Annotated in this window: 23 protein-coding genes and 3 pseudogenes; 19 read left to right on the top strand and 7 right to left on the bottom strand. The window is 64.9% G+C overall.

The window, feature by feature from the left end:
- Positions 1–4 precede the first annotated feature (4 nt).
- Positions 5–1207, bottom strand: coding sequence for an ISAs1-like element IS2404/ISMul1 family transposase (locus SHTP_RS16945; protein WP_420873017.1), 1203 nt, complete (start codon positions 1205–1207; stop codon positions 5–7).
- A 131-nt stretch (positions 1208–1338) separates the two neighbouring features.
- On the opposite strand from SHTP_RS16945, the pseudogene SHTP_RS16940 reads away from it, so the two are divergent.
- Both SHTP_RS16940 and SHTP_RS16935 read left to right on the top strand, forming a co-directional pair.
- Positions 1339–1785 (top strand): annotated as a pseudogene (locus SHTP_RS16940) (extracellular solute-binding protein); the annotation flags it as partial.
- The gene (locus SHTP_RS16935; RefSeq protein ID WP_096371220.1) at positions 1778–2860 is read left to right on the top strand and encodes an ABC transporter ATP-binding protein; all 1083 of its coding nucleotides are present in this window, start codon (positions 1778–1780) and stop codon (positions 2858–2860) included. The pseudogene SHTP_RS16940 and the gene SHTP_RS16935, both read left to right, overlap by 8 nt.
- Before the next feature lie 29 nt (positions 2861–2889).
- On the opposite strand, the gene SHTP_RS16930 is transcribed toward SHTP_RS16935, so the two are convergent.
- Both SHTP_RS16930 and SHTP_RS16925 read right to left on the bottom strand, forming a co-directional pair.
- Positions 2890–3834 carry an NAD(P)/FAD-dependent oxidoreductase gene (locus SHTP_RS16930; RefSeq protein WP_096371219.1) on the bottom strand — a complete coding sequence of 315 codons (945 nt, stop codon included), beginning with the start codon at positions 3832–3834 and terminating at the stop codon, positions 2890–2892.
- Between the two features lie 49 nt (positions 3835–3883).
- Positions 3884–4633, bottom strand: coding sequence for an enoyl-CoA hydratase (locus SHTP_RS16925; RefSeq protein ID WP_096372527.1), 750 nt, complete (start codon positions 4631–4633; stop codon positions 3884–3886).
- Positions 4634–4926: 293 nt separating this feature from the next.
- Between SHTP_RS16925 and SHTP_RS16920 the strand changes: the two are divergent.
- The 4 genes and pseudogenes from SHTP_RS16920 (at position 4927) to SHTP_RS16905 (ending at position 8286) form a co-directional block, all read left to right on the top strand.
- Positions 4927–6123 (top strand): annotated as a pseudogene (locus SHTP_RS16920) (PPE family protein).
- 132 nt (positions 6124–6255) lie between these two features.
- The gene (locus SHTP_RS16915) at positions 6256–7431 is read left to right on the top strand and encodes a PPE family protein (RefSeq protein WP_096371218.1); all 1176 of its coding nucleotides are present in this window, start codon (positions 6256–6258) and stop codon (positions 7429–7431) included.
- A 37-nt stretch (positions 7432–7468) separates the two neighbouring features.
- Entirely contained in the window at positions 7469–7744 is a 276-nt protein-coding gene (locus SHTP_RS16910; RefSeq protein WP_096371217.1) for a DUF2277 domain-containing protein, read from the top strand.
- On the top strand, positions 7741–8286 hold the full coding sequence (locus SHTP_RS16905; RefSeq protein ID WP_096371216.1) for a DUF1802 family protein: 546 nt from the start codon (positions 7741–7743) through the stop codon (positions 8284–8286). Before SHTP_RS16910 ends, SHTP_RS16905 begins: the two co-directional genes overlap by 4 nt.
- A gap of 26 nt (positions 8287–8312) precedes the next feature.
- On the opposite strand, the gene SHTP_RS16900 is transcribed toward SHTP_RS16905, so the two are convergent.
- From SHTP_RS16900 to SHTP_RS16885, 3 genes are all read right to left on the bottom strand, one after another.
- Complete coding sequence (locus tag SHTP_RS16900; RefSeq protein WP_096371215.1) at positions 8313–11027, bottom strand: discoidin domain-containing protein; 2715 nt, start codon at positions 11025–11027, stop codon at positions 8313–8315.
- A gap of 643 nt (positions 11028–11670) precedes the next feature.
- Complete coding sequence (locus SHTP_RS16890) at positions 11671–13383, bottom strand: CocE/NonD family hydrolase (protein WP_096371214.1); 1713 nt, start codon at positions 13381–13383, stop codon at positions 11671–11673.
- A gap of 31 nt (positions 13384–13414) precedes the next feature.
- Positions 13415–13990: a hypothetical protein gene (locus SHTP_RS16885; protein ID WP_015355268.1), complete on the bottom strand. Its 576-nt coding sequence runs from the start codon at positions 13988–13990 to the stop codon at positions 13415–13417.
- A 193-nt stretch (positions 13991–14183) separates the two neighbouring features.
- Between SHTP_RS16885 and SHTP_RS16880 the strand changes: the two genes are divergently transcribed.
- From SHTP_RS16880 to SHTP_RS16835, 9 genes and pseudogenes are all read left to right on the top strand, one after another.
- Positions 14184–14495: a WXG100 family type VII secretion target gene (locus SHTP_RS16880; RefSeq protein WP_011740170.1), complete on the top strand. Its 312-nt coding sequence runs from the start codon at positions 14184–14186 to the stop codon at positions 14493–14495.
- A pseudogene (locus SHTP_RS28185) lies at positions 14486–16173 on the top strand (alpha/beta hydrolase family protein). Before SHTP_RS16880 ends, SHTP_RS28185 begins: the two are co-directional and overlap by 10 nt.
- Positions 16173–16745 carry an LppA family lipoprotein gene (locus SHTP_RS16865; protein ID WP_096371212.1) on the top strand — a complete coding sequence of 191 codons (573 nt, stop codon included), beginning with the start codon at positions 16173–16175 and terminating at the stop codon, positions 16743–16745. The pseudogene SHTP_RS28185 and the gene SHTP_RS16865 overlap by 1 nt, the downstream one beginning before the upstream one ends.
- Before the next feature lie 57 nt (positions 16746–16802).
- Positions 16803–17375 carry an LppA family lipoprotein gene (locus tag SHTP_RS16860; RefSeq protein WP_096371211.1) on the top strand — a complete coding sequence of 191 codons (573 nt, stop codon included), beginning with the start codon at positions 16803–16805 and terminating at the stop codon, positions 17373–17375.
- 90 nt (positions 17376–17465) lie between these two features.
- The gene (locus SHTP_RS16855) at positions 17466–18431 is read left to right on the top strand and encodes an ACP phosphodiesterase PptH (RefSeq protein ID WP_071498185.1); all 966 of its coding nucleotides are present in this window, start codon (positions 17466–17468) and stop codon (positions 18429–18431) included.
- The gene (pptT, locus tag SHTP_RS16850; protein ID WP_012393710.1) at positions 18428–19111 is read left to right on the top strand and encodes a 4'-phosphopantetheinyl transferase PptT; all 684 of its coding nucleotides are present in this window, start codon (positions 18428–18430) and stop codon (positions 19109–19111) included. Before SHTP_RS16855 ends, pptT begins: the two co-directional genes overlap by 4 nt.
- Positions 19108–20013: a tRNA pseudouridine(55) synthase TruB gene (truB, locus tag SHTP_RS16845; protein ID WP_096371210.1), complete on the top strand. Its 906-nt coding sequence runs from the start codon at positions 19108–19110 to the stop codon at positions 20011–20013. The genes pptT and truB overlap by 4 nt, the downstream gene beginning before the upstream one ends.
- 106 nt (positions 20014–20119) lie before the next feature.
- Positions 20120–21322: a lipid-transfer protein gene (locus SHTP_RS16840; protein WP_096371209.1), complete on the top strand. Its 1203-nt coding sequence runs from the start codon at positions 20120–20122 to the stop codon at positions 21320–21322.
- Between the two features lie 28 nt (positions 21323–21350).
- A complete protein-coding gene (locus tag SHTP_RS16835; RefSeq protein WP_096372525.1) occupies positions 21351–22589 on the top strand; it encodes an acyl-CoA dehydrogenase family protein in 1239 nt (412 codons plus the stop codon).
- Positions 22590–22605: 16 nt separating this feature from the next.
- Here SHTP_RS16835 and mntR read toward each other — a convergent pair whose 3' ends face one another.
- Complete coding sequence (mntR, locus tag SHTP_RS16830) at positions 22606–23298, bottom strand: manganese-binding transcriptional regulator MntR (protein ID WP_096371208.1); 693 nt, start codon at positions 23296–23298, stop codon at positions 22606–22608.
- A gap of 180 nt (positions 23299–23478) precedes the next feature.
- On the opposite strand from mntR, the gene SHTP_RS16825 reads away from it, so the two are divergent.
- The 4 genes from SHTP_RS16825 (at position 23479) to SHTP_RS16810 (ending at position 25826) form a co-directional block, all read left to right on the top strand.
- Positions 23479–24453 carry a bifunctional riboflavin kinase/FAD synthetase gene (locus SHTP_RS16825; protein ID WP_197706253.1) on the top strand — a complete coding sequence of 325 codons (975 nt, stop codon included), beginning with the start codon at positions 23479–23481 and terminating at the stop codon, positions 24451–24453.
- 125 nt (positions 24454–24578) lie between these two features.
- Positions 24579–24848, top strand: a complete 270-nt coding sequence (gene rpsO / locus SHTP_RS16820) for a 30S ribosomal protein S15 (RefSeq protein ID WP_011740180.1) — start codon at positions 24579–24581, stop codon at positions 24846–24848.
- Positions 24849–24859: 11 nt separating this feature from the next.
- Complete coding sequence (gene lppU, locus SHTP_RS16815; RefSeq protein WP_096371206.1) at positions 24860–25393, top strand: LppU family putative lipoprotein; 534 nt, start codon at positions 24860–24862, stop codon at positions 25391–25393.
- Positions 25394–25427: 34 nt separating this feature from the next.
- Positions 25428–25826, top strand: a complete 399-nt coding sequence (locus SHTP_RS16810; RefSeq protein ID WP_096371205.1) for an SMI1/KNR4 family protein — start codon at positions 25428–25430, stop codon at positions 25824–25826.
- Positions 25827–25925 lie beyond the last annotated feature (99 nt).

Genomic DNA, 25925 nt, shown 5'->3' with positions numbered 1-25925 from the left:
TTGATTAGCAGGCTTGTGAGCTGGGGAATTGTGGATTGAGGAGGTCTAGGCGGCGGTTGGCGGTCAAAGCGGTGATCCGGCAGGCTTCGGCGATGTTGTCGGCGCCGTTGAGGCGGTGCAGATTGATCGCGGTGTTGCGTAGCGTTGCTAGGACCTGTGCGCCGTTTCCGGTATGTGCCCTTTGACGGTCTTCGTCGAAGGTGACGTCGCGTATCCAGTGCAGGCTGTTCTCGATTCCCCAGTGTTGACGCATCCAGGTCATGATCGCGGTAGGGCGGGCGTGCTCGAACGGCAGGCTGCAGATGGCATAGACCACCTCCACGCTGCGCTGGTCGGTGGCGGTGATCAAGCGTTCACGAGTGATCCGGATGATTTGTTTTGCGTAGGGGAAGCCGATTCCTCGTGCAGCGGTGATGATTTGCAGGGTGCGGGTCTCGACACGGCCGTGGCCGCGGGAGTCGTCGGTAGCGGCTGCGGGCACCTCGGCCCAGGGCAGCGCGGTGATACGCGCAAGTATTTTGGCTTGGTTGGACTTGACGATCATCAGGTAGTGCGACTTCAAGGTGGCGCAGATCAACTTCGCGGTGACGACCTGGGCATGCATCGCATCCACGGTGACCAGCCACCGCAAGCTACCCGGCAGCAGCGTGAGCAGGGCACGTACGCAGGGAATTTCATTGCTTTTCTCGGCGACAGCGAGTTGACCGAGCACCAATCGGGCACGGTGGGCGAACACCGACACGAGATGCGTGGCTGTCGCTTTGGCGCGTAAAGCACCACGCAGCATCTTGCCGTCCAACGCGATCGGCACCAATCCACTGGGGTCGCTGCTGGCCACGTGTGCAGTGAAGTAACTGCCCATCCTGGCGTTGAGGTCGGCGGGGTCTAGCCGAGACAAAACAGCGCGGAAGGTCTTCTCACTGGGCCGCCGGAACCGGACCCCTAATTGGGCCAACACATCATCGGGAGCGGTGGCCGCCCATGTGGCAAAACCAGCATAGCCGCGCATCCCCGCGGCAGTGGCCAGAACCGCGATCGCCAACAAAGCCATCAGCGAATACCTCCGACCGCGTGGGCCCCTCGGGTCTGGCACCGAGGCCAACACATCGAAAAACTCCGATCCGATGAGCTCGCTGCGCTCACCAGGACTCCAGCGGTCGAACACCTCTGGAACCGACGACACAGGCAATACTGAAACGGTAGGCACGGGCAACTCCAGACCAACGACGAACAGTAACCAACTCGATCGTTCTCCAGATAGCCCGTGCCTACACTCCGGCCCCAATAGCGCGGCACCAAAGATCATCAACCCAGCTCACAAGCCTGCTAATCAACAACGCCGGAGCCCTGCCTACCGGCCCGGGCGGAGCCCCCGGATGCCCGACAGGTGGGGCGGGCCTGGCGATTCCCACCAAGCTCTCCGACGAACGCAAGCGCAACGCACTCAGGTTCATCGAGTACATCACCAACCCGGTCAATACCGCCTATTTCAGTCAGCGCACCGGATATCTGGCGGTGCGAAAGTCGGCAGCCGATGTCCCCAGCGAACAGAAGTATTTGGCGGATCATCCGCGCGCCAGAGTTGCGATCAACCAGCTTCCCCACACCCGCCCGCAGGACTACGCGTGGGTCTTCCTGCCCGGTGCCGATCGAATCATCTCCGCCGGGCTCGAGTCCATCGGGTTGCGGGGAACAAACGTGGCAAAGACATTCGCGAGTATTGAAAGGCAGCTGCAGATCATTCTGGACCGACAGATCGTGCGAAAGCATCGCCAGCGTGGCTAAAGTGCAGTACTCCGGGGTCACCTATCGGTATCCAGGCAGTGGTGCGCCCGCTGTGAACAACCTGGACCTCGAGATCGCCGACGGCGAGTTTCTGGTGCTGGTCGGCCCTTCCGGTTGCGGCAAATCCACCATACTGCGGGTGCTGGCCGGACTGGAATCCGTTGAGAGCGGTCGTATTACTATCGGCGATACGGATGTCACCGACCTTCCGCCGCGGGCTCGCGATGTCGCGATGGTATCCCAGAACTACGCGCTTTACCCGAATATGACGGTGGCGCAGAACATGGGATTTGCGTTGCGCAATGCCGGCATGTCGCGCGCGGACACTCGGCAACGAGTTCTCGAAGTTGCCAGCATGCTGGAACTGACCGAGCTGCTGGATCGTAAGCCGTCGAAGCTTTCGGGTGGACAGCGCCAGCGGGTGGCGATGGGACGAGCCATCGTGCGCCGGCCGCGGGTCTTTTGCATGGACGAACCGTTGTCGAATTTGGATGCCAAGCTGAGAGTGAGCACCAGATCGCACATCTCGGGGCTGCAACGTCAGCTGGGCACCACCACCGTGTACGTCACACACGACCAGGTGGAGGCCATGACAATGGGCCATCGGGTCGCCGTACTCAAAGACGGTGTGCTGCAACAGGTTGATACGCCCCGGGAATTGTATGACAACCCGGTGAACACTTTCGTCGCCACTTTCATCGGGGCGCCGGCGATGAACCTCATCGAGGCTCCGGTCGCCGATGGGGTGGCGCGACTGTCCGGTCTGGTGATACCGGTTCCACGCGGCGCCGCCGACCGGGTGCTGATTGGCGTCCGGCCGGAGTCCTGGGATGTGGTAGGAGGCGATGCCGCCGCATCATTGGGTGTTCGCGTCGAACAGGTCGAGGAATTGGGCTTCGAATCGTTCATCTACGCAACCCCCGTCGCCCAGGACGGGTGGTCGTCACGGACCCGGCGGATCGTGATCCGGTCCGACCGACACACCACCGTCGGTGCGGGGGATTCGTTGTCGATCGCGCCGAATCCGCAGGAAGTGTGCTTCTTCGATAGTCGAACCGAGTCGCGCATCCGTTGAGCAGTACCGGTGCCATCGCGGACCCGATGTCATCGGTCAGCAACCCCCAGAAGTGCTTGCTCGGTGTCCTCGTCGACCAGGTCGGCGTTGATGGCCATAGCGGCGAGCAGGCCAGAAGACGCCGAGTTGACCACGTGAGCCGAAATGTCGGCCGCGTTGCCGGCGGCGTAGACGCCGGGCAACGAGGTACGGCCGCTGCCATCGGTCTGCAGATTCTCGCCGAAACCCGACGGGTGGGTCACCAAGCGAAGCCCCAGCGGGTCTAGGAAATCGGTGTTGGCGACCATCCGCGGCAACAGCGCGAGCGCTGCCAGCGCGACGCGGTTGCCGTCGGCGAGCGCGACGGCCTCTAGTCGCCCGTCGTTGCTGACAACCTCGGTGACCGGCGAGGTTATGACTTCGATCTGGCGGGCGTGCAGCCGGGCTCGCTCGGGTTCGCTCGGATCGACTGCGTCGTTGAGAAAGAGCGTGATCCGCGGACTCCACTGTCGGAACATGAGGGCCTGATGGACGGATTCGGGCCCGGTTGCCAGGACGCCGATCGGCTGGTCTCGCACCTCCCACCCGTGGCAGTACGGGCAATACGGCACATCGGTGCCCCGTAGCTCGGCCAGGCCGGTGATGTCGGGCAAATGGTCCACCAGCCCCGAAGCGATAAGCAGCTTGCGTGCGCGAATCGTGCTGCCGTCGGTGATGGAAACCTCGAACATCGATCCGTTGCGGTGTGCCGCCATGACCTGGCCCTGGCGGAGTTGGCCGCCATAACCCGCAATTTCGGCATGACCGGCGGAAATGAGATCCGCGGGGGCACAACCGTCGCGGGTCAAGAAATCATGGACCCCGGCTGACCGCGCATTGCGCGGTTGCCCGCCATCGATGACCAGGACGGATCTTCGGGCTCGGGCGAGCGTTAACGCACTGCTCAATCCGGCTGGACCGCTACCGATGACGACGACGTCATGGGGATCGGTCATCTGGCAAGGATCCCTGCAGTTCTGCGTTCAGGCAAGCGCGGTGTGATCGCTACCGCACTTGGGAACGTCCGCGATTGAGGACAGCCTCGCGGTTGGCCGCGATATCGTCGCCGCTGGTCCGGAATTCTCTAGCGGCAGTTGCTTCCAGCCACAGCCCCTGCGCGGTCGAAGAATCATCGATGCGATGGTAGGACGCGAGTAAGGCTCGGACCGCGTTCTGGTTGTTGCCAACGATGGACGCCGCGACCTGGCGTGCGGCGGGCAGCAGTTGCTGGTGCTCCACGACCTCGGTGACCAGGTCCGCGCGCAGCGCGTCAGTGGCCGAAAGGTAGTCCCCGGTGAGGCTCATGCGCCGGGCCAGGCCCACGCCCACCTTCTGGGGCAACCGCACGCTGAGGCCCCAGGTGGGCAACAGTCCGACTCGCGCGTGAGTGTCGGCGAAGCGTGCCTGCTCGGAGGCGATCAGGATGTCGCAGTACAAGGCGAGTTCGAGTCCGCCCGTCACCGCGGCACCGTTGATGGCTCCGATCACCGGTTTGGTGAGGGCCGGCCAGCGCGGCGAGATGTCGGGCAGTGCTGATTGCCCGCCGAGCTCCTTGAGATCCAGTCCGGCGCAGAACACCGGATCGGTGCCGGTGAGGATGATGACGTCGACGTCGTCGTCGGTCTCGGCCGCGGCGAGAGCCGCGAAAAACTGATCCCGCAGGGCCGCCGATAGAGCATTGCGTGATTGCGGGCGGTTGAGGGTCAAAGTGAGCACCCGCTCAGCAGTATCAATCAGCAGGATTTCGTTGGTCATGATTTCACCGTAGTCGGCGCTGGCAAGGACCCCTATCCGGCTGGTTGGCAGGAAGGGGCCGCAGCCCTCGGCGCCGAATTTGGAGTGGCTGGGTGGTGTATCAACGGTGAACAGTGTTGAACCCACTTGGGTTTCGCGTGAATAGACGCTACCGTTTCCTGCGAGCGGCCAATTACTGCATATAGCAACTGGTTTGTAGGAAAACTGTTGACGGGCTCGCTTTTTGGGTGTCTGCGGCACAGCCGGCGCAGATCTCGTAACCGCTGCTACTTCCGAGGTGAGGAGACGAAGAGATGGATTTTGGGCGCAGACCGCCTGAAGTCACCTCCGCGCTTATGTATATGGGTCCGGGGTCGACGTCGATGACCGCTGCGGCATCGGTCTGGAACCGCGTTGCCGCGGAGTTGAATTAGGCGGCGACCAGCTATGAATCCCTGGTCATCGGGCTGGTCGAGGAAGGGTGGCTGGGCCCGGCGTCGGTGGCGATGGCAGATGCGGTCGCGCCCTATGTGGTCTGGATGCGGGCCACCGCCGCACAGGCCGAGCACACGGCGATGCAGGCCAGAGCCTCGGCGGCGGCCTACGAGACCGCGTTTGGCGCGGTGGTGCCACCGCCGCTGATCTCGGCGAATCGGGTGCGGTTGGCCGAGCTGATCGCATCGAATGTCTTCGGTCAGAACACCGCGGTGATTACCGCCTTGGAAACCGAGTACGGCCAGATGTGGGCTCAAGACGCCGCGGCCATGTACGAGTACGCCGCGGCCACCTCGTCGGCCACGGAGTTGACCCCGTTCACGCAGCCGCAGCAGATCGTTAGCCCCGGCGCCGGTTCCGGGCAGATCGCTGCGGTCGCACACTCGGCGGCAACATTGGCCGGCACCAGTCAAACAACGCTGTCGCGGCTAATTTCGGAGATCCCCAAGGCGTTGCATGGCATTGTTGCGCCCCTTGCAGCCTCGACCACACCAGACTCCCCGCTGGGTTGGCTGTGGCAAATCTTGTTCGGAACGACTTTCCCCACCTCGATTTCGGCGCTGCTCACCGATTTGCAGCCATATGCCGGCTTTTTCTACAACACCGAGGGCTTGCCCTATTTCGGCATTGGGATGGCGAACAACTTCATTCAGATGAGCAAGACCCTGGGATTGCTCAGCGGCACCACCGCGGCGGCCACTGGCGGCGCCGCCAGTGGGTTAGCCGGTCTGGGCGGCCTGATTGACGGCGGCGGGCAGGTATCGGCACATCTGGGGCACTCCGCGTCGCTGGGGCGGTTGTCGGTGCCGCCGTCGTGGGCGCAGTCCGTCCCGGATCTCGAGTCCATGCCAGCACGCATGCCGATCGAGACGCTCAAGTTCGCACCCGACGGTGGAGGCGCCGGGAACCTGTTGGGGGGCATGCCGCTTGGCGGTCCCGGGCTCGGCGCATCCGGTTCGGGTCCCCGATACGGTGTCCGCCCCACCGTGATGGTACGCCCACCCTTTGCCGGCTGAAACGTGATCGCGACCAACGTGATAACGGTCCCGCCCGACAGCCAGGACACAAGTGCTGACCCAACCTATGGCGATGTTCCCGATGCAGACTTTCCTGTATTCAGGCGACCGCATCCAATCGGGAAAGCGCTGATGGCCCATGCCGACTATGGGGCACGACCACCCGAAATCAACTCTGCGCTGATGTATTTCGGCCCAGGCTCGCGATCCATGCTGGCGGCCGCGGCGGCATGGGATGCGGTCGCCTTCGAGCTCGGTGTGCTGGCCTCCGGCTATACATCGGTGATTTCCGAGCTGACGAGTGGGCCGTGGGTCGGTCCGGCGGCGGCTTCGATGGTGGGTGCGTCCGCCCCGTATGTGGCATGGTTGCGCGCCAGCGCCATCCGGGCCGAACGGACCGCCAGTCAGGCGCGGTCGGCCGCGGCCGCCTATGAGGCGGCATTCGTCATGACCGTGCCCCCGCCCGTGGTCGCGGCTAACCGGGTCTTGTTGACGACGCTCATCGTCACCAACTTCTTCGGTCAGAACACCCCGGCGATCGCGGTCACGGAGGCCCAATACGCCGAGATGTGGGCCCAGGACGCCGTCGCGATGTACGGCTACGCCGCATCCTCGGCGACCGCCACCAGGCTGACCCCCTTCGTGCCGCCGCCCGCGACGACCAACCTGCCTGGACCGCTGTGGCAAGCATCCGCGATGGGAAAAGCCGCCACCACAACCGCGGTGGCTGGCGGGTCAACGCTGTTGGCGGCGACCCGGCGACCCGTCGCCCTCCCGCGGCTCGCGGCGTTGGCGCAATGGCTCGAAGCGCACCTGCCCGGCATCACGCCCGCCGAAAGGACCACGGTGGTCCGGCTGTTGGGGCAAAGCTACTTCGCCTTGGGGATGGTGCAGTCTTCCACATCGATAGCGCTGCAAGCCATTCCCGGGACCGCCAGTGGCGCCGGGGGCTCGGGATCCTCTGTCGTTGACAACTGGGGGTCGATGCTGCACGGCGCCCATGGCGGGGCCGCCGCGGAGTTCGAGGAGGATTTGGGCACGCTGACCCGCCCGGTGTCGGCGGCAATGGGCAAGGCGCGGTTGACGGGATCCCTGTCGACGCCGAGCAGTTGGGGTGCTGGGGTTCGAGAATTCGCCAACGCCGCCGCCGATGAGCAGCTCGACCTGGCCGGCTCGGTGGCGAGTGCGAAGTCGAACGCATACCTGCAGGGCATGCCGCTGACAGCGGCCGGCAGGAATACCGCCGTGGCGGAGCAGAAATACGGATTCCGCTATCGGGTGATGCAACGCACTCCTGCTGGCGGGTAGCGGGGTCGAGCGGACCCATGGTGCCTATCGTGGAGGTATGTGCCGGAACATCACCGAACTGCGCGGGCTGGAGCCGCCGGCCACTGCCCAGGAAATCGCGGCCGCGGCGCGCCAGTATGTGCGCAAAGTCAGCGGGATCACCCATCCCTCGGCTGCTAACGCGGAAGCGTTTGAAGCCGCGGTCGCCGAAATCACTGCGACAACGACACGGTTGCTCGCCGGGCTAGCCCCCCGGCGGCAGCCGCCAAAGACGGTTCCGCCGTTGCGCCGACCAGAGGTGGTGGCGCGGTTGGCGGGCTCGCAATCGCCATGACGCCCGCGCTGAAGGAGTGGAGCGCCGCGGTGCACGCGCTACTGGACGGGCGCCAGAAGGTGCTGCTGCGCAAGGGGGGCATCGGTGAGAAGCGATTCGAGGTTGCGGCGCAAGAGTTTTTGCTGTTTCCGACGGTGGCGCACAGCCACACCGAGCGGGTTCGACCCGAGCGCCGGGATCTACTTACCGCCGCCGCTGCCGATAGCACCGACGACCACCTGCTGATCCGTGCGGCAGCGAAAGTTGTTGCCGCACTGCCCGTCAACCGTCCGGAGGGGCTGGGAGAAATCGAGGATCTGCACATCTGGACCGCAGAGTCGGTACGGTCCGAGCGGCTCGACTTCCGGCCCAAACACAAGCTTGCCGTGCTGGTGGTGTCGGCGATCCCGCTCGCCGAGCCCGTGCGGGTGCGCCGCGTTCCGGAGTTCGGGGGGTGCACCAGTTGGGTCCGGTTGCCGATTGCGCCGAGCAAGGCGGCACCGGTGCACGACGAGGCGCTGCTATCGCAGGTCGCTGCCCGCGTCCGTGATGCCGTCGGCTGACTAGCCGGCGCCTGAAACCCGCAACGTCAACTCCGATCGGTTACCACCAATTCACGCAATCCGACATGTTGCTGCGCTGGCCCGGTGACTTCCAGTTTCACGTAGCGGGCTAGCCGCGGCGGCGTAAGCTCGGTCCCCGTTTCGCTGAAATGCTCACCATCAACGGAGGTGAACAGGCGCAAGGAGCTCGGCGCAACATCAGTCCACGTCGTCGCGATCTTGGTGAGCTGCCGTGGCTGGCCCAAGTCGACAGTGAGGGAGCCCACGGTTCCGTTGGGCGCCCAGCTGGTCGCGTTGTTGCCGTCGACCGCAGCCTCGGCGTACCGTCCCGGCTCCTCCGATGTGGCGGTCGCGGGTCGGCACCGAGCGACATCGCTGGTCGGTGTGAGATCCGGGCGCCGGGTCTGGAGGACCAGCGGCTCTTGCGCGCTCACCACATGGTCCCCGTCCGTGGCGTGCACCGTGAATGGCTCACCGTCGCGAAGGCTGACCTGTGTGGTCTGGGGCCCGATGGCGATGTCGAAGGTGCGGCCCTGCCAATGCAGGTTGGCAACTTCCACGCCGTCGGCGAGCTGCGGCGGCAGCATCGGGTCGACGACGATGCCGTCGGCGCGCAGTCGCAGGCCGGTCAGGCCGAAGGTGAACACCTGCGTGAATCCGCCGCCGCCGGTCAGGAAGCTAAACGCCGGAGGCCCGGTGCGCGCACTGCCACTGTCATCGCGAGTTTCCGAAAGCTGCGCGAATGGCGCTCTGAGGTATGGCAGCACGGAACGGTCCAGGTAGGTGTTGGTCGCACACCCCGGTTCGCCGGTGGCGGCCGCGTCGATTGCGTGCACGGCATCCGTCATGGCAGGACCGTCCGGGTCGGTGCGCGGTGCGTAGAAGTCGAGGGTGTTGGTCGCGGCTTCACGTGACATCGGCCACTCCAACGGATATTGGAGCAATACGGAGTCGGCCTGCTTGATCGTGCTGTCTCGGTAGCCGTCGTACTGCATGAACACCTTGTGGCTCTGGTCGAACGGAATCCGCAGGTGTTCGGCGATCTGTTCCCATCGCGGGGGTGCCGTTTCGCCAATCAGCCGCGCCGCTTCGGTGGCGCGGGTGAGCGCCATGGCGGCGCCCGCGTTGGTGAACACGCCATCGGTGACACCGTTGCTGTACTCGTCGGGCCCGGCGACGTTGGCAACCGAGTAGCTCCCGTCACGATTGACCCGCACGCGGCCGGCCCAGTACTCGGCGACCGCCTGCAGGACCGGCCAGCCGTCGTGGCGTAACCATTGCCGGTCGCCGGTGGCCAGGTAGTACTGCCACATGGCAAACCCGACGTCACTTTGCAGATGGTTTTGGGTCAGGCAGTGCGGCGGATCCCAGCTGTGGCAGTCGGCGTATACATCGCCGGTGTCCGCACTCGTCCACGGGTAGAAAGCGCCCTTCTCGCCGATCGATTGCGCGTTACGGCGCGCTGCCGGCAGCGTTGTCACCCGGTAATCGATGATGTTGCGCGCGATTTCGGGGTGCGCGAGCAGCAGATTCGGGTACATCCACAGCTCGGTATCCCAAAAGATCAGCCCGGCGTAGTTGTCACTGCTCAGCCCGGCCGGCGCGACGCTGCTGGCCTGACCCCCACGGATGCTGGACAGCAGGGCGTAGTTCGTTGAACGCAACGCGTCCTGCAGCTGTGGACGCCCGACAACTCGGACGTCGCTTCGCCACAGCCGCGACCACTGCTCGGCATGCGTCGCGAACACATTGCCCCAACCGCGCTCGGCAGCATCCCGGGAGAACCGCACCGCGGTCGAGGCATCTCGGCGCCTGGTGTCCACGCCCACGAACTTTGCGAATTCGTAGGTGTGACCCGGTTCGACTTGGAAATCGACGGCATGCTCAGCGGTCAGACCGTCGGCGCGGTGGTGGTGTTCGCGCACCTTTGCTGACGGACCGGCCTGCAGCGTTGACGCGACCGCGCCGTTCACACCCACCCCGTCGGTGGAAAAGCCGACATGAATGGTGTTTTCGTCGGCACCAGACCCGGTCGGCTGTACCCGCCGTGCTCCGGCCCCATCGATGCGGTCGACGACCTGAGCCGGTCCGCTCCAGTGCGGCGTCATCTTCAGGCGCACCGCCCCGACGTGCGGGTTCGCTCGATCGGCCAGCACCTGGTACTCCAGGTCCGTCGCGCGCCCGTCTGGTGTCGTCCACGTCAACGACGTGCGCAGTAGCCCGCACCTGACGTTGAGCGTCTGCCGAAAATTCGACACCTGGTTCGGGGACACATCGGGCGAGTACTTGTGGGCGCCTTGCTGTACCTCCAACGTCGACCACGTGGGTATCGCCGCGATGGCACGCCGGGGCACGGAGCTCTGCTTGGTCGGAGCCACGGAGTACAAGCCCGCGGTGAAAGCGCCGTCGAAACGCGGTGTGAAGAGGGGGAATCCGGTCTCCTCACCGGTCTGCGCATACCCCATGCCCGCCGGCGGCACTTGTTGCGACAGGTAGCCGTTGCCGACGAAGGCGTGCCGGCCATACGAGTTGTCGAACTCGTCAGACGTGAACTCCCAACCTGGTCCACCATCGCAGCGATCGGCCGCTGCCGGGGTCGCCTGGCTCGGTGCCACGGCGGAAGCGGTCAGCATCCCGGCTGCAACAACGGTGCAGAATCGGGTTAAGAGCCGACCGCGGCGCGCTCGAGTCTGAAACGCCGGGGTCACATCGGCCCGGTGGGCATTCTGGTCGGCCTTCACGTGAGCGAACCCCCAGGTGAACGTCGTGCGCCCGGCACGGTGGGCCGTTCGACTCCGAAGTCGGCTGCGCTGAGGGCGGATCGCGCGGCGGTGGGCACCACAGCGCCCGCGCCGCCCAGCGAACAACTGGTCAATACCTCGATCATGTAACGCACCAAATCGTCAATAGTTCCATCATGGGTGGGCTTGACCCCGTCCAATCGGTACGGGTCCGGCGGCTTGCGCCGTGTGAGCAAGTCGGTCTTGAACTCGACGGGAGCCGAGCATACCCAGAGCCGGTCGCGGACGCGAACCACACAGGCAGCGCGGGTCTGCACCCCAGCCAAATCGCGCGACGCTGCAATCAATGACGGGCAGATATCCCAAATGCTATGGAAAGCAGTGCTATTGAGGTGCAGAGGCGGAAACCGCCGGCTCCAGATTTTGCTGACCGACCGTGCCGCGGCGGGGGAGTTCAGGGATGCTAGCGCCCGCGTTGGGCGCTCATTGATCGTTGACGTGCTGCACTGCGCTACTGCGCATTTCAATCCGCGGTCGGCGCATCTCCGGGCCAAGCCCGTCGAGCCGCCATTTCGGCTCTCTCGGCCGAATCGCATTGACTGCCAGGCTAATTCGTCAAAATCGCAGATCCCGTGCGGACGCGTCATTCGGGTGATTCGTCGCTGCCCGCGTCCGTGATGTCGTTGGCTGACTGGTCGACACCCAGCAGCAGCCGCGACTGGCCGAAGTACACCGAGTGGGTGGCCGGTTGCACCTGCCGTCCGGTCAGGGTCGGCTCGTCGGTGCCCAGGTGGCGGGCATAACGCGGGAACCAGCTGCCCGCAATCAAGACGCGAATACGCGAGCCGGCCTTGAAGCGGTGAGCGATCGGATCGAGTTCGATGCGGATCGTTTCGGGCGCGTCGCCCAGTCGCTGGTAACCGTCACTGACGTTGCGGGATCGCCCGTTGCTGTCGACCTCACTGATCCGGACAAACACGTCGACGTTGGGATTGTCCGAGCTGTGGGTCAACTCGATCACCGGGTGCCCGTGAATCCACAGATCATGGGTCAGCGCGGAGCCGGTAAAGGTGAGCACGTCATTGCGTGACGCGAGCCGACTGTCGTTGCGATAGCCGGCTTTGGAGGACAACAGCGGGCCGCCGATGGTCGGGGTGGGATCGGTGGGGTCGTAGCGGAACGTTGCCGGTGTCGTTGCGTCGGGCGGCGCGATCTCGCTGAGGCGGCCGGTGGGGTGCAGGTAGAGCTCATGGTCAGTGGTTTTCGGCGGCCAGTCCGAAAGGTGGCGCCAGCCCTCGCCGGTCACGTACACGCGAACCGCGTCGGGCCGGCGCAACTCGGCCGTGCCGCCCAGGTGGGTGTCGAGCCAGTCCAACGTCTCTTGTGCGCTGACGGCCAGCCCTTTGCTGAGTAGCTGCGAGTGAGTCCAGGGGCCGATGGTCAGCGCGACGTCCACGCCGCGGTCGCGCAGATGCCGATACTGCTGCAACGTTTGTTGCACAAAGACGTCTTGCCAACCGCCGACCAGAAGTACCGGAACCTGCACCCGGTCCAATGCGTCCGGGGAGCGCATCCGGTCCCAAAACGGATCGCTGTGGTCGGTGTGCTCGAGCCACGATTCGAACCACGGCGCCCCCGTACCGAGCAGCGTCCTGGCCGATTCACCCATCGGTAATTCGGCCGCCGCTCGCGCCACCCGGCGCGGGGCGGTCAGTTGGCGGATTCCGGTCCGGATGCGCACCGGATCCTCCTGGCGGGCGACCAACTCGCTCCAGCCCAGGAAGTCGTTGATGGCAAACGAGCCGGTGCCCCAGACCGAGGACCGCAAGTCGTGGGGGCCCGCGGTGATCACCGCCGCGGCCAGCTCCGGAGGCGGATCCTGCAACAACGCCCACTGGGTGAACCCCAGGTAGGACACCCCGATGGTGGCGAACCGGCCGGTGAACCAGGGCTGCCGGCGCAGCCACTCGACGGTGTCCGCGCCGTCGGTCTCCTCGTTGACCATTGGCTCGAACTGCCCGGCGGACCCGAAGGTTCCCCGCACGCTCTGCAGCACGACGTGGTAGCCGCGGGCGGCATACAGGCGGGCGAACACCAACGAGAACGGAAATCCGCGCCCGTAGGGTCCGCGGACCAGCACGGTCCCGGCAGGTCGCGACGTTGTGGGGCAGTAGTGGTCGGCCACCAGGTGGACACCGTCGCGCATCGGGACTCCGACGCGGCTCACGGTGTAGCGAGTGGTCGCGCGCGGTAGGCCCAATAAGCCGCCGAGAGCGCCGCCGGCCGCGCTGCCGCCGACTCGTTTGGTCAAGGCGCGCAGCGTGGGCTGCCCGACGTGGGTTGAAGTGATGCTCATATCCCCAGGTTAGCCACGCTCGCTAGCGGAGCTAGAAAACGTAGTAGGGGGCAAGTTCATTTGCCCGCTGCAGGTTGGTTGCCTGGCAGTCGACATCGGGCTCGGAGTAGACGGTGGAGTAGTAGAGCGACTGCTGGATCACCCCGTAGCTGGTTTTGAAGGTGACCATGCAGGAGGAGAACCAGAAGCTGTTGTGATAGGTCGGCTTCATCACCCAGTACTGAGCCGCCCGGTGGCCCGCGATAGTGGTCTCGATGGCATCCGGCGGCAGGGTCTGAGCGTAGGTGCGCCAGACGATCGTTTCGACGGCCATCTGGTAGTTGCCCGCATCGAAGTGGCACCGCAACCCATCCTCGTGTTCAGGCGGCGTGTAGGCCAGACCGAGTCGCTGCACGGCGTCGAACGGGATGTCTTCGCACGCGTCGAACGGGCGTACGTTGTTGGTCTCCACGATCGGGCTCTTCATCGTGCTCGACAGCGGCGCGGTGGTTGAGCGCAGATCGATGTTTTCGCCTCTGGTGGGGGCCGGCGCGACGCCCTGCCAGCCGATCACCGCCGCTGCGACCAGTGCGCCAAGCGCTCCGGCCAGACGCACTTTGGTAAGCACGACACCCCCTGCCTTTGGGCGGTCCCTTTGCCCGGAGTGTACAAGTCGGCTCCGCGCCGCCACAGTCAAACGAGAACTTGTTCTAGTCCGGGGGGTTGATTTCTTGGTGGCCAACTCGAGCGTGGCGCAGCTCGAATTTCGCCCTGACCCGCGATGAAGTGCGCTTGGTGGCGCCCAGCGCAAGAATGTCTGGGTGTTTGAGATCAACCCGGAGCAATGGGTGCGCTCAGCGGCGCATGTCACCGGGCAGGGGGAGGACTTGGCGGCCGGACATTTGTCGTCCGATCATCGGATCCAGGCCGCTCAGTCCGGGTGGCAGGGCGCGTCGGCGCTGGCTCTCAATGCCGCCATGGACGACTGGTTGGAAATGTCGAGGGCGTTGTTGAGCAGAATCGGCGATCATGCACGCGGCCTGCATCAAGCCGCCGTCGCGCATGCGGCGGCGGAGGAGGAGCGGGCCCGCGCGCTCGCCCAAGTGGGCGTTGGTTTTGATCGATGTCGCTGACGGTCGCCGATATCGATCGGTGGGACGCGCAAGCGGTTCGGGAGGTGTTCCACGCGGCCACCGCCCGAGCCCAGGTGAGCTTGGAGGTGTCGCGTCAACTGGCCACGCTGTCGATTTTGCCAACTCCGGTGGCAAGACCGCCGAGGCTGCCGCGCATCAGAACGCGGGACTTCGCCGCGATCTCGACGCCCACGGTAATGAAGCGTTGGCAGTTGCGAGGGCGGCGGATCGGGCCGCTGATGGGATTGTGAAGGTCCAATCGGAGTTGGCCGCGTTGCGCAATGCCGCCGCGGCCGCCGAACTGCAGATCGATGCGCTGAGCAGCCGGGTGGTGCCGATTGCGGGCTTGCGCCACACCGAGTCCGAATGGGCGCGGGTGCTTGCCAAGCAAGCCGAGCTGCAGGCTGACCTGGGGGCGATTGTGGTTGAGGCGAACACCATCGACGAGGAATTGGCGTCAGCGGTCAACATGGCCGACGGTGATTCGCCCATCCCGGCCGAGGCCGGTGCGCCGGTCGGACCCGAGGGACTGACACCGACTCAGCGGGCCAGCGATGCCAACGAGGAGCTGTTGCGTGAGGAACGCGCCAAGCTGCGAGCCCGGATTGGGCAGTTGCAGGGGCGCTATGACCAGCTGGCGGCGCGGGCCGCCAGCGACTACAACAACGGCATCCTCGACAGCGATGCGATGGGCCAGCTCGCCGCCCTTGGCGATCAGCTGACCGCCGCCAAGGGCCGGCTGGGCGATCTAGATGCTGTTGATCGGGCACTGCGAAACGCCCCGGAAACCTACCTGGCCCAGTTGCGGGTTCCGGACGACCCGCACCAGCAGGTGCTGGCTGCGGTGGCTGTGGGTAATCCGGACACCGCAGCCAATGTTTCGGTGACCGTGCCCGGAGTCGGTTCCACCACCCGGGGCACCCTGCCGGGCATGGTCACAGAGGCGCGGAATCTACAAAGCGAAGAAATGCGGCAGTTGAAGAATGCCGGCAAACCGACGTCGGTCGCCGCGATCGCCTGGATGGGCTATGAGCCGCCCCCCAACCCGCTCGACACCGCAACTGCGGGTGACCTGTGGCAGACCATGACCGATGGGCAGGCACGTGCGGGCGCCGGCGATTTGTCCAGGTATTTGCAGCAGGTGCGCGCCAATAACCCCTCCGGCCACCTCACCGTGTTGGGGCACTCCTATGGCTCGTTGACGGCGTCGCTGGCCCTGCAGGACCTCAACGCCCATGGCGCGCATCCCGTCAACGATGTCGTGTTCTACGGTTCACCCGGCCTGGAGCTCTACAGCCCGGCTCAACTGGGACTCGAGCACGGGCATGCTTATGTCATGCAGGCGCCGCACGATTTGATCACCGGCGTGGTGGCCCCGCTGGCCCCGCTGCACGGTTGGGGGCCGGACCCGTATCTGACTCCCGGCTTGACGGAGTTGTCGTCACAGGCCGGTTTCGATCCCGGTGGGATCTGGCGGGACGGGGTGTATGCCCATGGTGATTATCCGCGAGTCTTCCAAGATGCCGCCGGGCAGCCACAGCTGCGGATGTCGGGCTATAACCTGGCGGCGATCGCCGCTGGGCTGCCGGACAATAAGGTCGGCGCGCCGTTGCTTCCGCCGGTTCTGGGCGGCGGGATGCCGGCAGCGCCCGGCCACGTATTGGCGGGAGGGCATTGATGCGGTGGCGGCTGGTGGGGTTGTTGGCGCTGGTTTGTGTGCTGGTGCTGGGGTGCGGTTCCAGTGGTTCTGGTGGTCTTGGGCGTGGTGGTGAGCAGGAGGGCCCGTTGAGTCCGGAGAAGGTTGCTGAACTGGAGAACCCGTTGCGGGCCAAGCCTTCGTTGGAGGCGGCCAAGGATCAGTACCGCGCGGCGGTGACCCGGATGGCCGATGCGATCGCGGCTCTGGTGCCGGGGTTGACCTGGTCGATGGATGTGGACAGCTGGAATCATTGCGGTGGCGAGTACGTCTGGACCAACGCCAAAATGGCGTATTTCATGGTCGGATTCAGCGGGCCGATTCCCGACGACAAGTGGCCGCAGGCTGTTCGGATTGTCAAAGATGGTGGGCAGCAGTTCGGCGCCACCACCTTTGGGGTGATGAAGGACAAGCCGGGTGACCATGACGTCTACCTCGCTGGGCACGGGGGCGTCGAGTTCAAACTGGGCACCCAGGTGGCCTCATCGCTCACGGCGCAGTCGGACTGCCGGATCAGTGAAACCGACACACCCAGCCCACCGCCGCCCCCGTAGCCGGTTGCCGGACGGTGCTTGTCGGCGCTTGCCGCAGCGGTGTGAAGGGGGGTATTGATGCGGTGGCGGCTGGTGGGGTTGCTGGCGCTGGTTTGTGTGCTGGTGCTGGGATGTGGTTCCAGTGGTTCTGGTGGTCTTGGGCGTGGTGGTGAGCAGGAGGGCCCGTTGAGTCCGGAGAAGGTTGCTGAACTGGAGAACCCGTTGCGGGCCAAGCCTTCGTTGGAGGCGGCCAAGGATCAGTACCGCGCCGCGGTGACCCGGATGGCCGATGCGATCGCGACCCTGGTGCCGGGGTTGACCTGGTCGATGGATGTGGACAGCTGGAATGGGTGTGGAGGCGATTACGAGTGGACCAGGGCCAGAACGGCGTATTTCATGGTCGGATTCAGCGGGCCGATTCCCGACGACAAGTGGCCGCAGGCTGTTCAGATTGTCAAAGATGGTGGGCAGCAGTTCGGTGCCACCACCTTTGGGGTGATGAAGGACAAGCCGGGTGACCATGACGTCTACCTCGCCGGGCACGGGGGCGTCGAGTTCAAACTGGGCACCCAGGTGGCCTCATCGCTCACGGCACAGTCGGACTGCCGGATCAGTGAGACCGACACACCCAGCCCACCGCCGACCCCTTAGCCTGGGGCCTTGAACCCCGCCGCTGCGCCCGAGGTGTGCGGGACCCAAGGATTTCGTCTCCACTTCACCGGGTCGTTAGGCTGGTGAGTCGTGACAGGACACGAATCGACCGGCGGGGCGCAGCCGACGTTGTGGGCTGTCTCCGATCTGCACACCGGTCATATGGGCAACAAGCCGGTCACCGAGTCGCTGTACCCCTCCTCGCCAGAGGACTGGCTGATCGTCGCCGGCGACGTTGCCGAGCGCACCGACGAGATTCGTTGGTCGCTGGACTTGCTGCGGCGGCGATTCGCAAAGGTGATCTGGGTGCCCGGAAACCATGAGCTTTGGACCACCACCCGCGATCCGATGCAGATTTTTGGCCGGGCGCGCTATGACTACCTGGTCAACATGTGCGACGAAATGGGCGTGGTGACACCCGAGCACCCCTTCCCGGTATGGACCGAACGGGGTGGCCCGGCCACCATCGTGCCGATGTTCTTGCTGTACGACTACTCGTTTCTGCCCAGCGGCGCGACCACCAAAGCCGAGGGTATGGCCATCGCCAAGCAACGCAATGTGGTGGCCACCGACGAATTCCTGCTCTCGCCCGAGCCCTATGCCACCCGGGATGCCTGGTGCCGCGAGCGGTTTGCCGCTACCCGCGCCCGTCTCGAACAGCTCGACTGGATGCAGCCCACCGTGCTGGTGAATCACTTCCCGCTGCTGCGCGAACCGTGTGACGCGATGTTCTACCCGGAATTCTCGATGTGGTGTGGAACCACCAAGACGGCCGACTGGCATACCCGCTACAACGCGCTGTGTTCGGTCTACGGCCATCTGCACATCCCGCGCACCACATGGCATGACGGCGTGCGCTTTGAAGAGGTGTCGGTGGGCTACCCGCGGGAATGGCGTCGACGCAAGCCCTACAGCTGGCTGCGTCAGGTGTTGCCGGACCCCCAGTACGCGCCGGGGTACCTCAACGACTTCGGCGGTCATTTCGTGATCACTCCGGAGATGAGGGCGCAGGCCACCAAGTTCCGGGAAAGACTGCGGCAGCGGCAGGAGCGGTGACAATCAGCATGTTGGTGTCGTCGGTTCTACCCGGCACCGTGGTCGATGATCTGGCGTATGCGGAGCTGTACTCGGACCCGCCCGGCCTGGTGCCGCTGCCCGAAGAGGAACCACTGATCGCCAGGTCGGTTGCCAAGCGGCGCAACGAGTTCATCACCGTCCGCCACTGTGCTCGCGTCGCGTTGGGCGACCTCGGTGTGCCGCCGGTGCCGATTCTCAAGGGCGACAAGGGGCAACCGTGCTGGCCCGACGGCGTGGTGGGTAGCCTCACCCACTGCTCGGGCTACCGCGGTGCCGTGGTCGGTCGCAGCGCCGCGGTGCGTTCGGTGGGCATCGACGCCGAACCGCATGACGTGTTGCCCAACGGCGTGCTCGATGCGATCAGCCTGCCCGAAGAGCGCGACGAGATACCGTCGGCAATGCCGGACGGCCTGCACTGGGACCGAATACTGTTCTGCGCCAAGGAAGCAACCTACAAAGTATGGTTTCCGCTGACCAATCGGTGGCTGGGATTCGAGGACGCGCACATCACGTTCGAGGCCGACGACTCGGGGCGGACCGGCCGCTTTGTCTCCCGCATCTTGATCGATCCGAGTGCGCTGTGGGGCCCGCCCCTGACGACACTTCACGGTCGATGGTCGGTTGAGCGCGGGCTGGTGCTGACCGCGATCGTGCTATGAGCCGGCAGAACGCCGGTCCCGGCTTTGGCCCGGGCATCGTTGTGGTCGACAAGCCGGGCGCAATGACCAGCCACGACGTGGTTGGGCGCTGCCGCAGGATCTTTGGCACCCGCCGGGTCGGCCACGCGGGAACCCTGGACCCGATGGCCACCGGTGTGCTGGTGATCGGCATCGAGCGTGCCACCAAGATCCTTGGCCTGCTGACCGCCACGTCGAAGTCGTACGCCGCCACCATCCGGTTGGGCCAGACGACCTCCACCGAGGACGCCGAAGGCGAGCGGCTGGCCTCGGTGTCCGCCGAACATGTCGCACCCGAGGCAATCGCGGCGGCGATCTTGGATTTGACTGGCGACATCAGACAAGTTCCGTCGGCGGTCAGCGCGATCAAGGTGGACGGCCGGCGCGCGTATCAACTGGCCCGGGAAGGCCAGACGGTCGAGCTTGCGGCGCGCCCGGTGCGCATCGACCGATTCGAGCTGATGGATTTTCGGCGCGGCGCCGATGTGATCGATATCGACGTCGAAGTCGACTGCTCGTCAGGGACCTACATCCGCGCCCTGGCGCGCGATCTTGGTGCGGCGCTCGATGTGGGCGGCCATTTGACGTCGCTGCGGCGCACTCGCGTTAGTCACTTCGACATGTCCCAGGCCGCGTCACTCGACGAGCTGGCCGAGCGGCCGGCGCTGAGCCTGACCCTCGATCAGGCCTGCCTGCTGATGTTTCCGCGCCGCGACCTCACCGTCGACGAATCTCAGTCCGTGGGCAACGGTCGTCCCCTTGAACCGGCCGGAATCGACGGCATCTACGCCGCCAGCGATGCCGATGGCCGGGTGATTGCGCTGTTGCGCGACGAGGGGCGCCGCACCAAGTCGGTGGTGGTGATCCGCCCGGCGACGATGTAGGGGACCCGCCCCTAAAGTCGATGCGGCCGGGTTGCACACTGTGCAAGAGGGGTCGTTCCGGCCTTTCAGCCGCTAAGGGGGGCCTGGAAGGGTAGTAGGGGTAAAGATGCCTAACAACGGGTCGAACAGGGTTTTTGTCATCGGCGTCGGCATGACGAAGTTTGAGAAGCCGGGTCGTCGTGAAGGCTGGGATTATCCCGACATGGCGCGCGAGTCGGGAACCAACGCGCTCAATGACGCCGGCATCGAGTACCGCGAAGTCGAGCACGCCTACGTCGGCTATGTCTATGGAGAGTCGACGTCGGGTCAGCGGGCGGTCTACGAGCTGGGTATGACGGGCATTCCGGTCGTCAACGTCAACAACAACTGCTCCACCGGTTCCACCGCGTTGTTCCTGGCGGCACAGGCGATCCGCGGCGGACTCGCCGACTGCACCGTCGCGCTGGGCTTCGAGAAGATGAAGCCGGGCTCGCTGTCCTCGTCCTACGACGACCGCACGCAACCGATGGACAAACACGTCAAGGCGCTGGCCCAAATAGCCGAATTCGCGTTTTTGTTGACTCCCTGGATGTTTGGGGCCGCCGGACGCGAACACATGCAGCAGTACGGCAGCACGGCCGAGCACTTCGCCAAGATTGGCTTCAAGAACCACAAGCATTCGGTCAACAACCCGTTCGCGCAGTTCCAGGAGGCCTACACGCTCGACGACATCCTGGCGTCGCGGATGATCTACGAACCACTCACCAAGCTGCAGTGTTCGCCGACCTCAGACGGCTCGGGGGCGGCGATCCTGGCGTCGGAATCCTTCGTCGACAGCCACGGGCTGGCCGGGCGAGCGGTCGAGATCGTCGGCCAGGCCATGACCACCGACTTCGCGTCGACCTTCGACGGCAGCGCCAAGAACCTCATCGGATACGACATGAATGTTCAAGCGGCACAGCGCGTTTACCAACAATCTGGACTTGGCCCCGAAGACTTTCAAGTGATCGAGCTGCACGACTGCTTCTCGGCCAACGAGTTGTTGCTCTACGAAGCGCTGGGCCTGTGTGGCCAAGGTGAGGCGCCCAAACTGATCGACAACGGCGACACCACCTACGGCGGACGTTGGGTGGTCAACCCTTCGGGTGGGCTGATCTCCAAGGGGCATCCGCTCGGTGCGACCGGTCTGGCCCAGTGCTGCGAACTCACCTGGCAGCTTCGTGGCACCGCCGACAGGAGGCAGGTCGACAACGTCACGGCCGCGCTACAGCACAATATCGGGCTCGGTGGCGCCGCCGTGGTCACCGCCTACCAGCGCGCCGAACGCTGAGCGGCGAGCGGGCGGCGAGGCGGCTCCGATGATCGAGTGGTCCGACACAGATCTGATGATGCGCGACGCGGTTCGTCAATTCATCGACAGGGAGATTCGGCCAAATCTGGATGAACTGGAAACCGGTGCGCTATCGCCGTATCCGATCATGCGCAAGCTGTTCAGTCAGTTCGGTTTGGATGTGCTGGCCGCCGAATCGGTCAAGTCGATATTGGACGCCGAGCGCGCCAACCAAGGCGAAAAGCGGCACCGAACCAGCGGTTCGGGTGGCCTGGGGCCCCAGGCGTCGATGGCCGCGGTGCTGGTGTCCGAGCTCGCCGGAGTCAGCATCGGCTTGCTGAGCACGGTCGCGGTGAGCCTTGGATTGGGCGCGGCGACCATCATGAGCCGCGGCACGCTGGCGCAGAAGCAGCGCTGGTTGCCCGAGTTGATGACGCTGGAAAAGATCGCGGCCTGGGCGATCACCGAGCCGGATTCCGGCTCGGATGCGTTCGGCGGCATGAAGACTCACGTCAAACGTGACGGCGCCGACTACATCCTCAACGGTCAGAAGACTTTCATCACCAACGGTCGTTACGCCGACGTGTTGTTGGTGCACGCCAAACTCGACGAGGCCGGAGCCACGTCCTCGGACCGGCGGGACCGGCCGGTACTCATCTTTGTGCTCGAATCGGGTATGGCAGGCCTCACGCAAGGCAAGCCATTCAAGAAAATGGGCATGATGTCCTCGCCGACCGGTGAGTTGTTCTTCGACAACGTGCGGCTGACTCCGGACCGTCTGCTCGGCGAGAGTGAACACCACGGCGATGGTGACGGACGTGAGAGCGCCCGTGCCAATTTCGCCGTGGAACGTCTCGGGGTGGCGCTGGTGGCGCTGGGCATCATCAACGAATGTCACCGATTGTGCGTGGACTACGCAAAGACTCGTACGTTGTGGGGCAAGAACATCGGGCAGTTCCAACTGATCCAGCTCAAGCTGGCCAAGATGGAGGTGGCCCGAATCAACGTCGAGAACATGGTCTTTCAGACACTCGAGAAGCTCAAGGCGGGCAGGGAACCGACACTGGCCGAAGCGTCGGCGATCAAGCTGTACTCTTCCGAAGCCGCCACCGACGTCGCGATGGAGGCCGTCCAGTTATTTGGCGGCAACGGCTACATGGCCGAGTACCGGGTGGAACAGCTTGCGCGCGATGCAAAGTCGCTGATGATCTATGCCGGAAGCAATGAGGTCCAGGTAACTCACATCGCCAAGGGCCTTCTTGGCTGAGGTCGGATCAGACCGATCAGGCCACCACCCAGATCGCTCGCGCCGCGGGGCTCCCCAAATCGACCGTGTTCGCGGCGCCGTCGGCCGATTCGATCGCCACCGAGATCATGCCGGCGAACTCACGCCGGGTCAGGACCCGCAGCTGCGAGTCGAGGTTGATCCCGACACTGTCGAAATACCGCAGCATCTCCGGGTCGGCATCGGATATGCGTGCCACGGTCGCGGTGTCACCATCCCGACAGGCCCACAGCTGGCGGGCCGGTGGGGTGGGCACTTGCCCGTCGGAGGCGGGAATGGGATCACCATGGGGATCCCGCCGCGGGAAGCCCAGCTTCGCGTCGATCCGGGCCACCAGGCGATCCGATACCGCGTGCTCGAGCACCTCGGCCTCGTCGTGCACCTCATCCCAGCCGTAGCCGAGCTCATTGACCAGGAAGGTTTCCAAGAGCCGGTGCCGGCGCACCATCGCCAGCGCGGCTCGCCGCCCCGAGTCGGTCAGGGTCACTGCACCGTACTTTTCGTGGTCGACCAAGCCCTGCTCGGCGAGTTTGCGTATCGACTCCGAAGCGGTGCTGGCCGACACGCCGATCTTCTCCGCCAGCATCTTGGTGCTGACCCTTTCCCGCGACCACTCCTGCGCCGTCCAAATGACTTTCAGATAGTCCTGGGCAACCGTGGTGAGACGGCCAGGCTCCTCGTCAGCCCTCACAAGGAGAAAGTTTAGGCAACCCACGCCTGATCGGCGGTCCAGCCCGCCAAACGAGCGTGTCCCGGTGGGCCCCGATGACCGTCCGAGCGCGCGCCGAACCCGCTCGGACAGTGCCGGCAAGACCCGCCAACCCCAGCGATGCTGTACGCCGCGGTCCCATCGCGCCGTAGGCTTGCGGTTGTGCAGCGGTGGCGTGACCAGGACGAGATCCCCACGGACTGGGGCAGGTGCGTGCTCACCGTCGGGGTATTCGACGGTGTGCACCGCGGGCATGCCGAGTTGATCGCGCACGCCGTGAAGGCCGGCAGGGCGCGCGGCGTGCCGACCGTGATGATGACCTTCGATCCACACCCGATGGAAGTGGTCTACCCCGGCAGCCACCCGGCGCAGCTGACGACGCTGACCCGTCGCGCTGAATTGGTCGAAGAGCTGGGCATCGACGTGTTCCTGGTGATGCCGTTCACCACCGATTTCATGAAGCTCACACCGGATCGCTTCATCCACGAACTGCTGGTCGAGCACCTGCACGTGGTCGAGGTCGTGGTCGGTGAGAACTTCACCTTCGGCAAGAAGGCGGCCGGCAGCGTCGACACCCTGCGCCACGCCGGCGAGCGATTCGGGTTCGCCGTGGAGGCCATGTCGCTGGTGTCCGAGCACCACAGCAACGAGACCGTGACGTTCTCGTCCACCTACATCCGGTCGTGTGTGGACGCCGGTGATGTCATGGCGGCCACCGAAGCCCTGGGCCGCCCGCATCGCGTCGAGGGCGTCGTGGTCCGCGGCTACGGGCGTGGCGCCGAACTGGGGTTCCCCACCGCTAACGTTGCGCCGCCGATGTATTCGGCCATACCGGCCGACGGGGTCTACGCCGCCTGGTTCACCGTCCTGGGACACGGCCCGGTGACCGGCGCGGTCATACCGGGGGAGCGTTACCAGGCGGCCGTCTCGGTCGGGACCAACCCGACGTTCTCCGGACGCACCCGCACGGTCGAGGCGTTTGTCCTGGACACCGCCGCGGACCTCTACGGTCAGCACGTGGCGCTGGACTTTGTTGCCCGCATCCGAGGCCAGAAGAAATTCGCTTCCGTGCCCGAATTGGTCGCCGAGATCGGGGCGGATACCGAACGGACCCGGGTCCTGCTGTCGACCGGCTGACCCGCGGCGTTTGTGTCTGTCGGCCACACCGCTGCTAGACTGCCCGACGACATCGGCGCGTGCTGCGGTTCGCGGTGGCCGCGCCGGCTAATCCCTGATCGCGGACCAATTGATGGAGATGTTTCGTGGCGCTGACTGCCGAGCAGAAAAAGGAAATTCTGAATTCCTACGGTCTTCATGAGACCGACACCGGATCCCCGGAGGCGCAGATTGCGCTGCTGACCAAGCGGATCTCTGACCTCACCGAGCACCTCAAGGTGCACAAGCACGACCACCACTCGCGGCGTGGACTGCTGCTCCTGGTGGGGCGCCGGCGCCGGCTGATCAAGTACATCTCCCAGATCGATGTGCAGCGCTATCGCTCGCTCATTGAGCGGCTGGGCCTGCGTCGCTGACCCCCGGCGCGATGCGCGCCTTGTTCTTGGCCGTGCTGATGGCTCTGGCGGTGCCGGCATCCGGCGTCTTGGTGGGTTGCTCGTCAACCACCAAGGCCGCCGACCTGGCGGTGGGTGACTGCCTCAAACTTGCCGGACCGCCGGACCGGCCGCAGGCCACCAAGGCCGCGTGCGGCAGCGAGGAATCCAACTTCAAGGTCGTTGCCGTCGCCAAGGATGGGACCGACCACACGGAGTGCCCGGCCGACGTGGATTCGTCGTACTCCAGCCGCAACGTGCTGGGCGGCGCAAACAGCACCCTGTGCCTGGACGTCGACTGGGTGCTGGGCAGTTGTATGAGTGTTGACCCGGACCACAAGACCGACCCGTTTCGAGTGGGCTGCAACGACGCGTCGGCGCCGCACCGGCAACGGGCCACCCAGATTCTCCAAGATGTCGCATCCCCGGTCACCGTGGATCAGTGCGCCAGCGGTGTGGGCTACACCTACACCGAACGGCGGTTCGTTGTCTGTGTGGAGGACGTCGGCGGCAGTTCCCAGACGTAGTGGGTGAGTTTGATCGTTCCATCAGGAGAAGTTGATGCCCTTCCCGGTCGCTGAGAAGTACATCCTCGACACCGAGGAGAAGCTCGGAGTTACCTTCCCCGCGGCGTTCCGGGCGAAGATGATGGCCGGTAACGGTGGGGCTGTCGAGACGTCGTCGGACGTCTGGGACTTGCACCCCTTCTTCGACACGAGCGACAAACAGCGACTGAAGCGGACCTGCAATGACATTGTCCGCGAGACGGCAAGCTCCAAGGAATGGTTCGGCTTTCCGGTCAACGCCGTCGCCATTGGGGCCAACGGTTGCGGCGACCGGCTCGTCTTGTTGCCTGGTGTGAATGGTTCGGCATTGCGCGACGAGGTCTTCTGCTGGGACCACGAGTTGGGCGAGCTCGAGAAGGTCGCCGACGATTTCACGGAACTGGAATTGGCTTAGAACCGGAGCCCTCGATAATCGTCGACAGGTTCCCATCATGGCCGGGCATCGTGGCGAATTGGCCGGTGTACAGTGAGGAAGTTCTGGGCCCATTCGGCC

The organism is Mycobacterium ulcerans subsp. shinshuense (genome assembly GCF_002355775.1).
GTDB classification, from domain to species: Bacteria; Actinomycetota; Actinomycetes; order Mycobacteriales; family Mycobacteriaceae; genus Mycobacterium; species Mycobacterium marinum.
The sequence above is the reverse complement of the archived record's forward strand: the minus strand, read 5'-3'. Positions and strand labels throughout refer to the sequence as shown.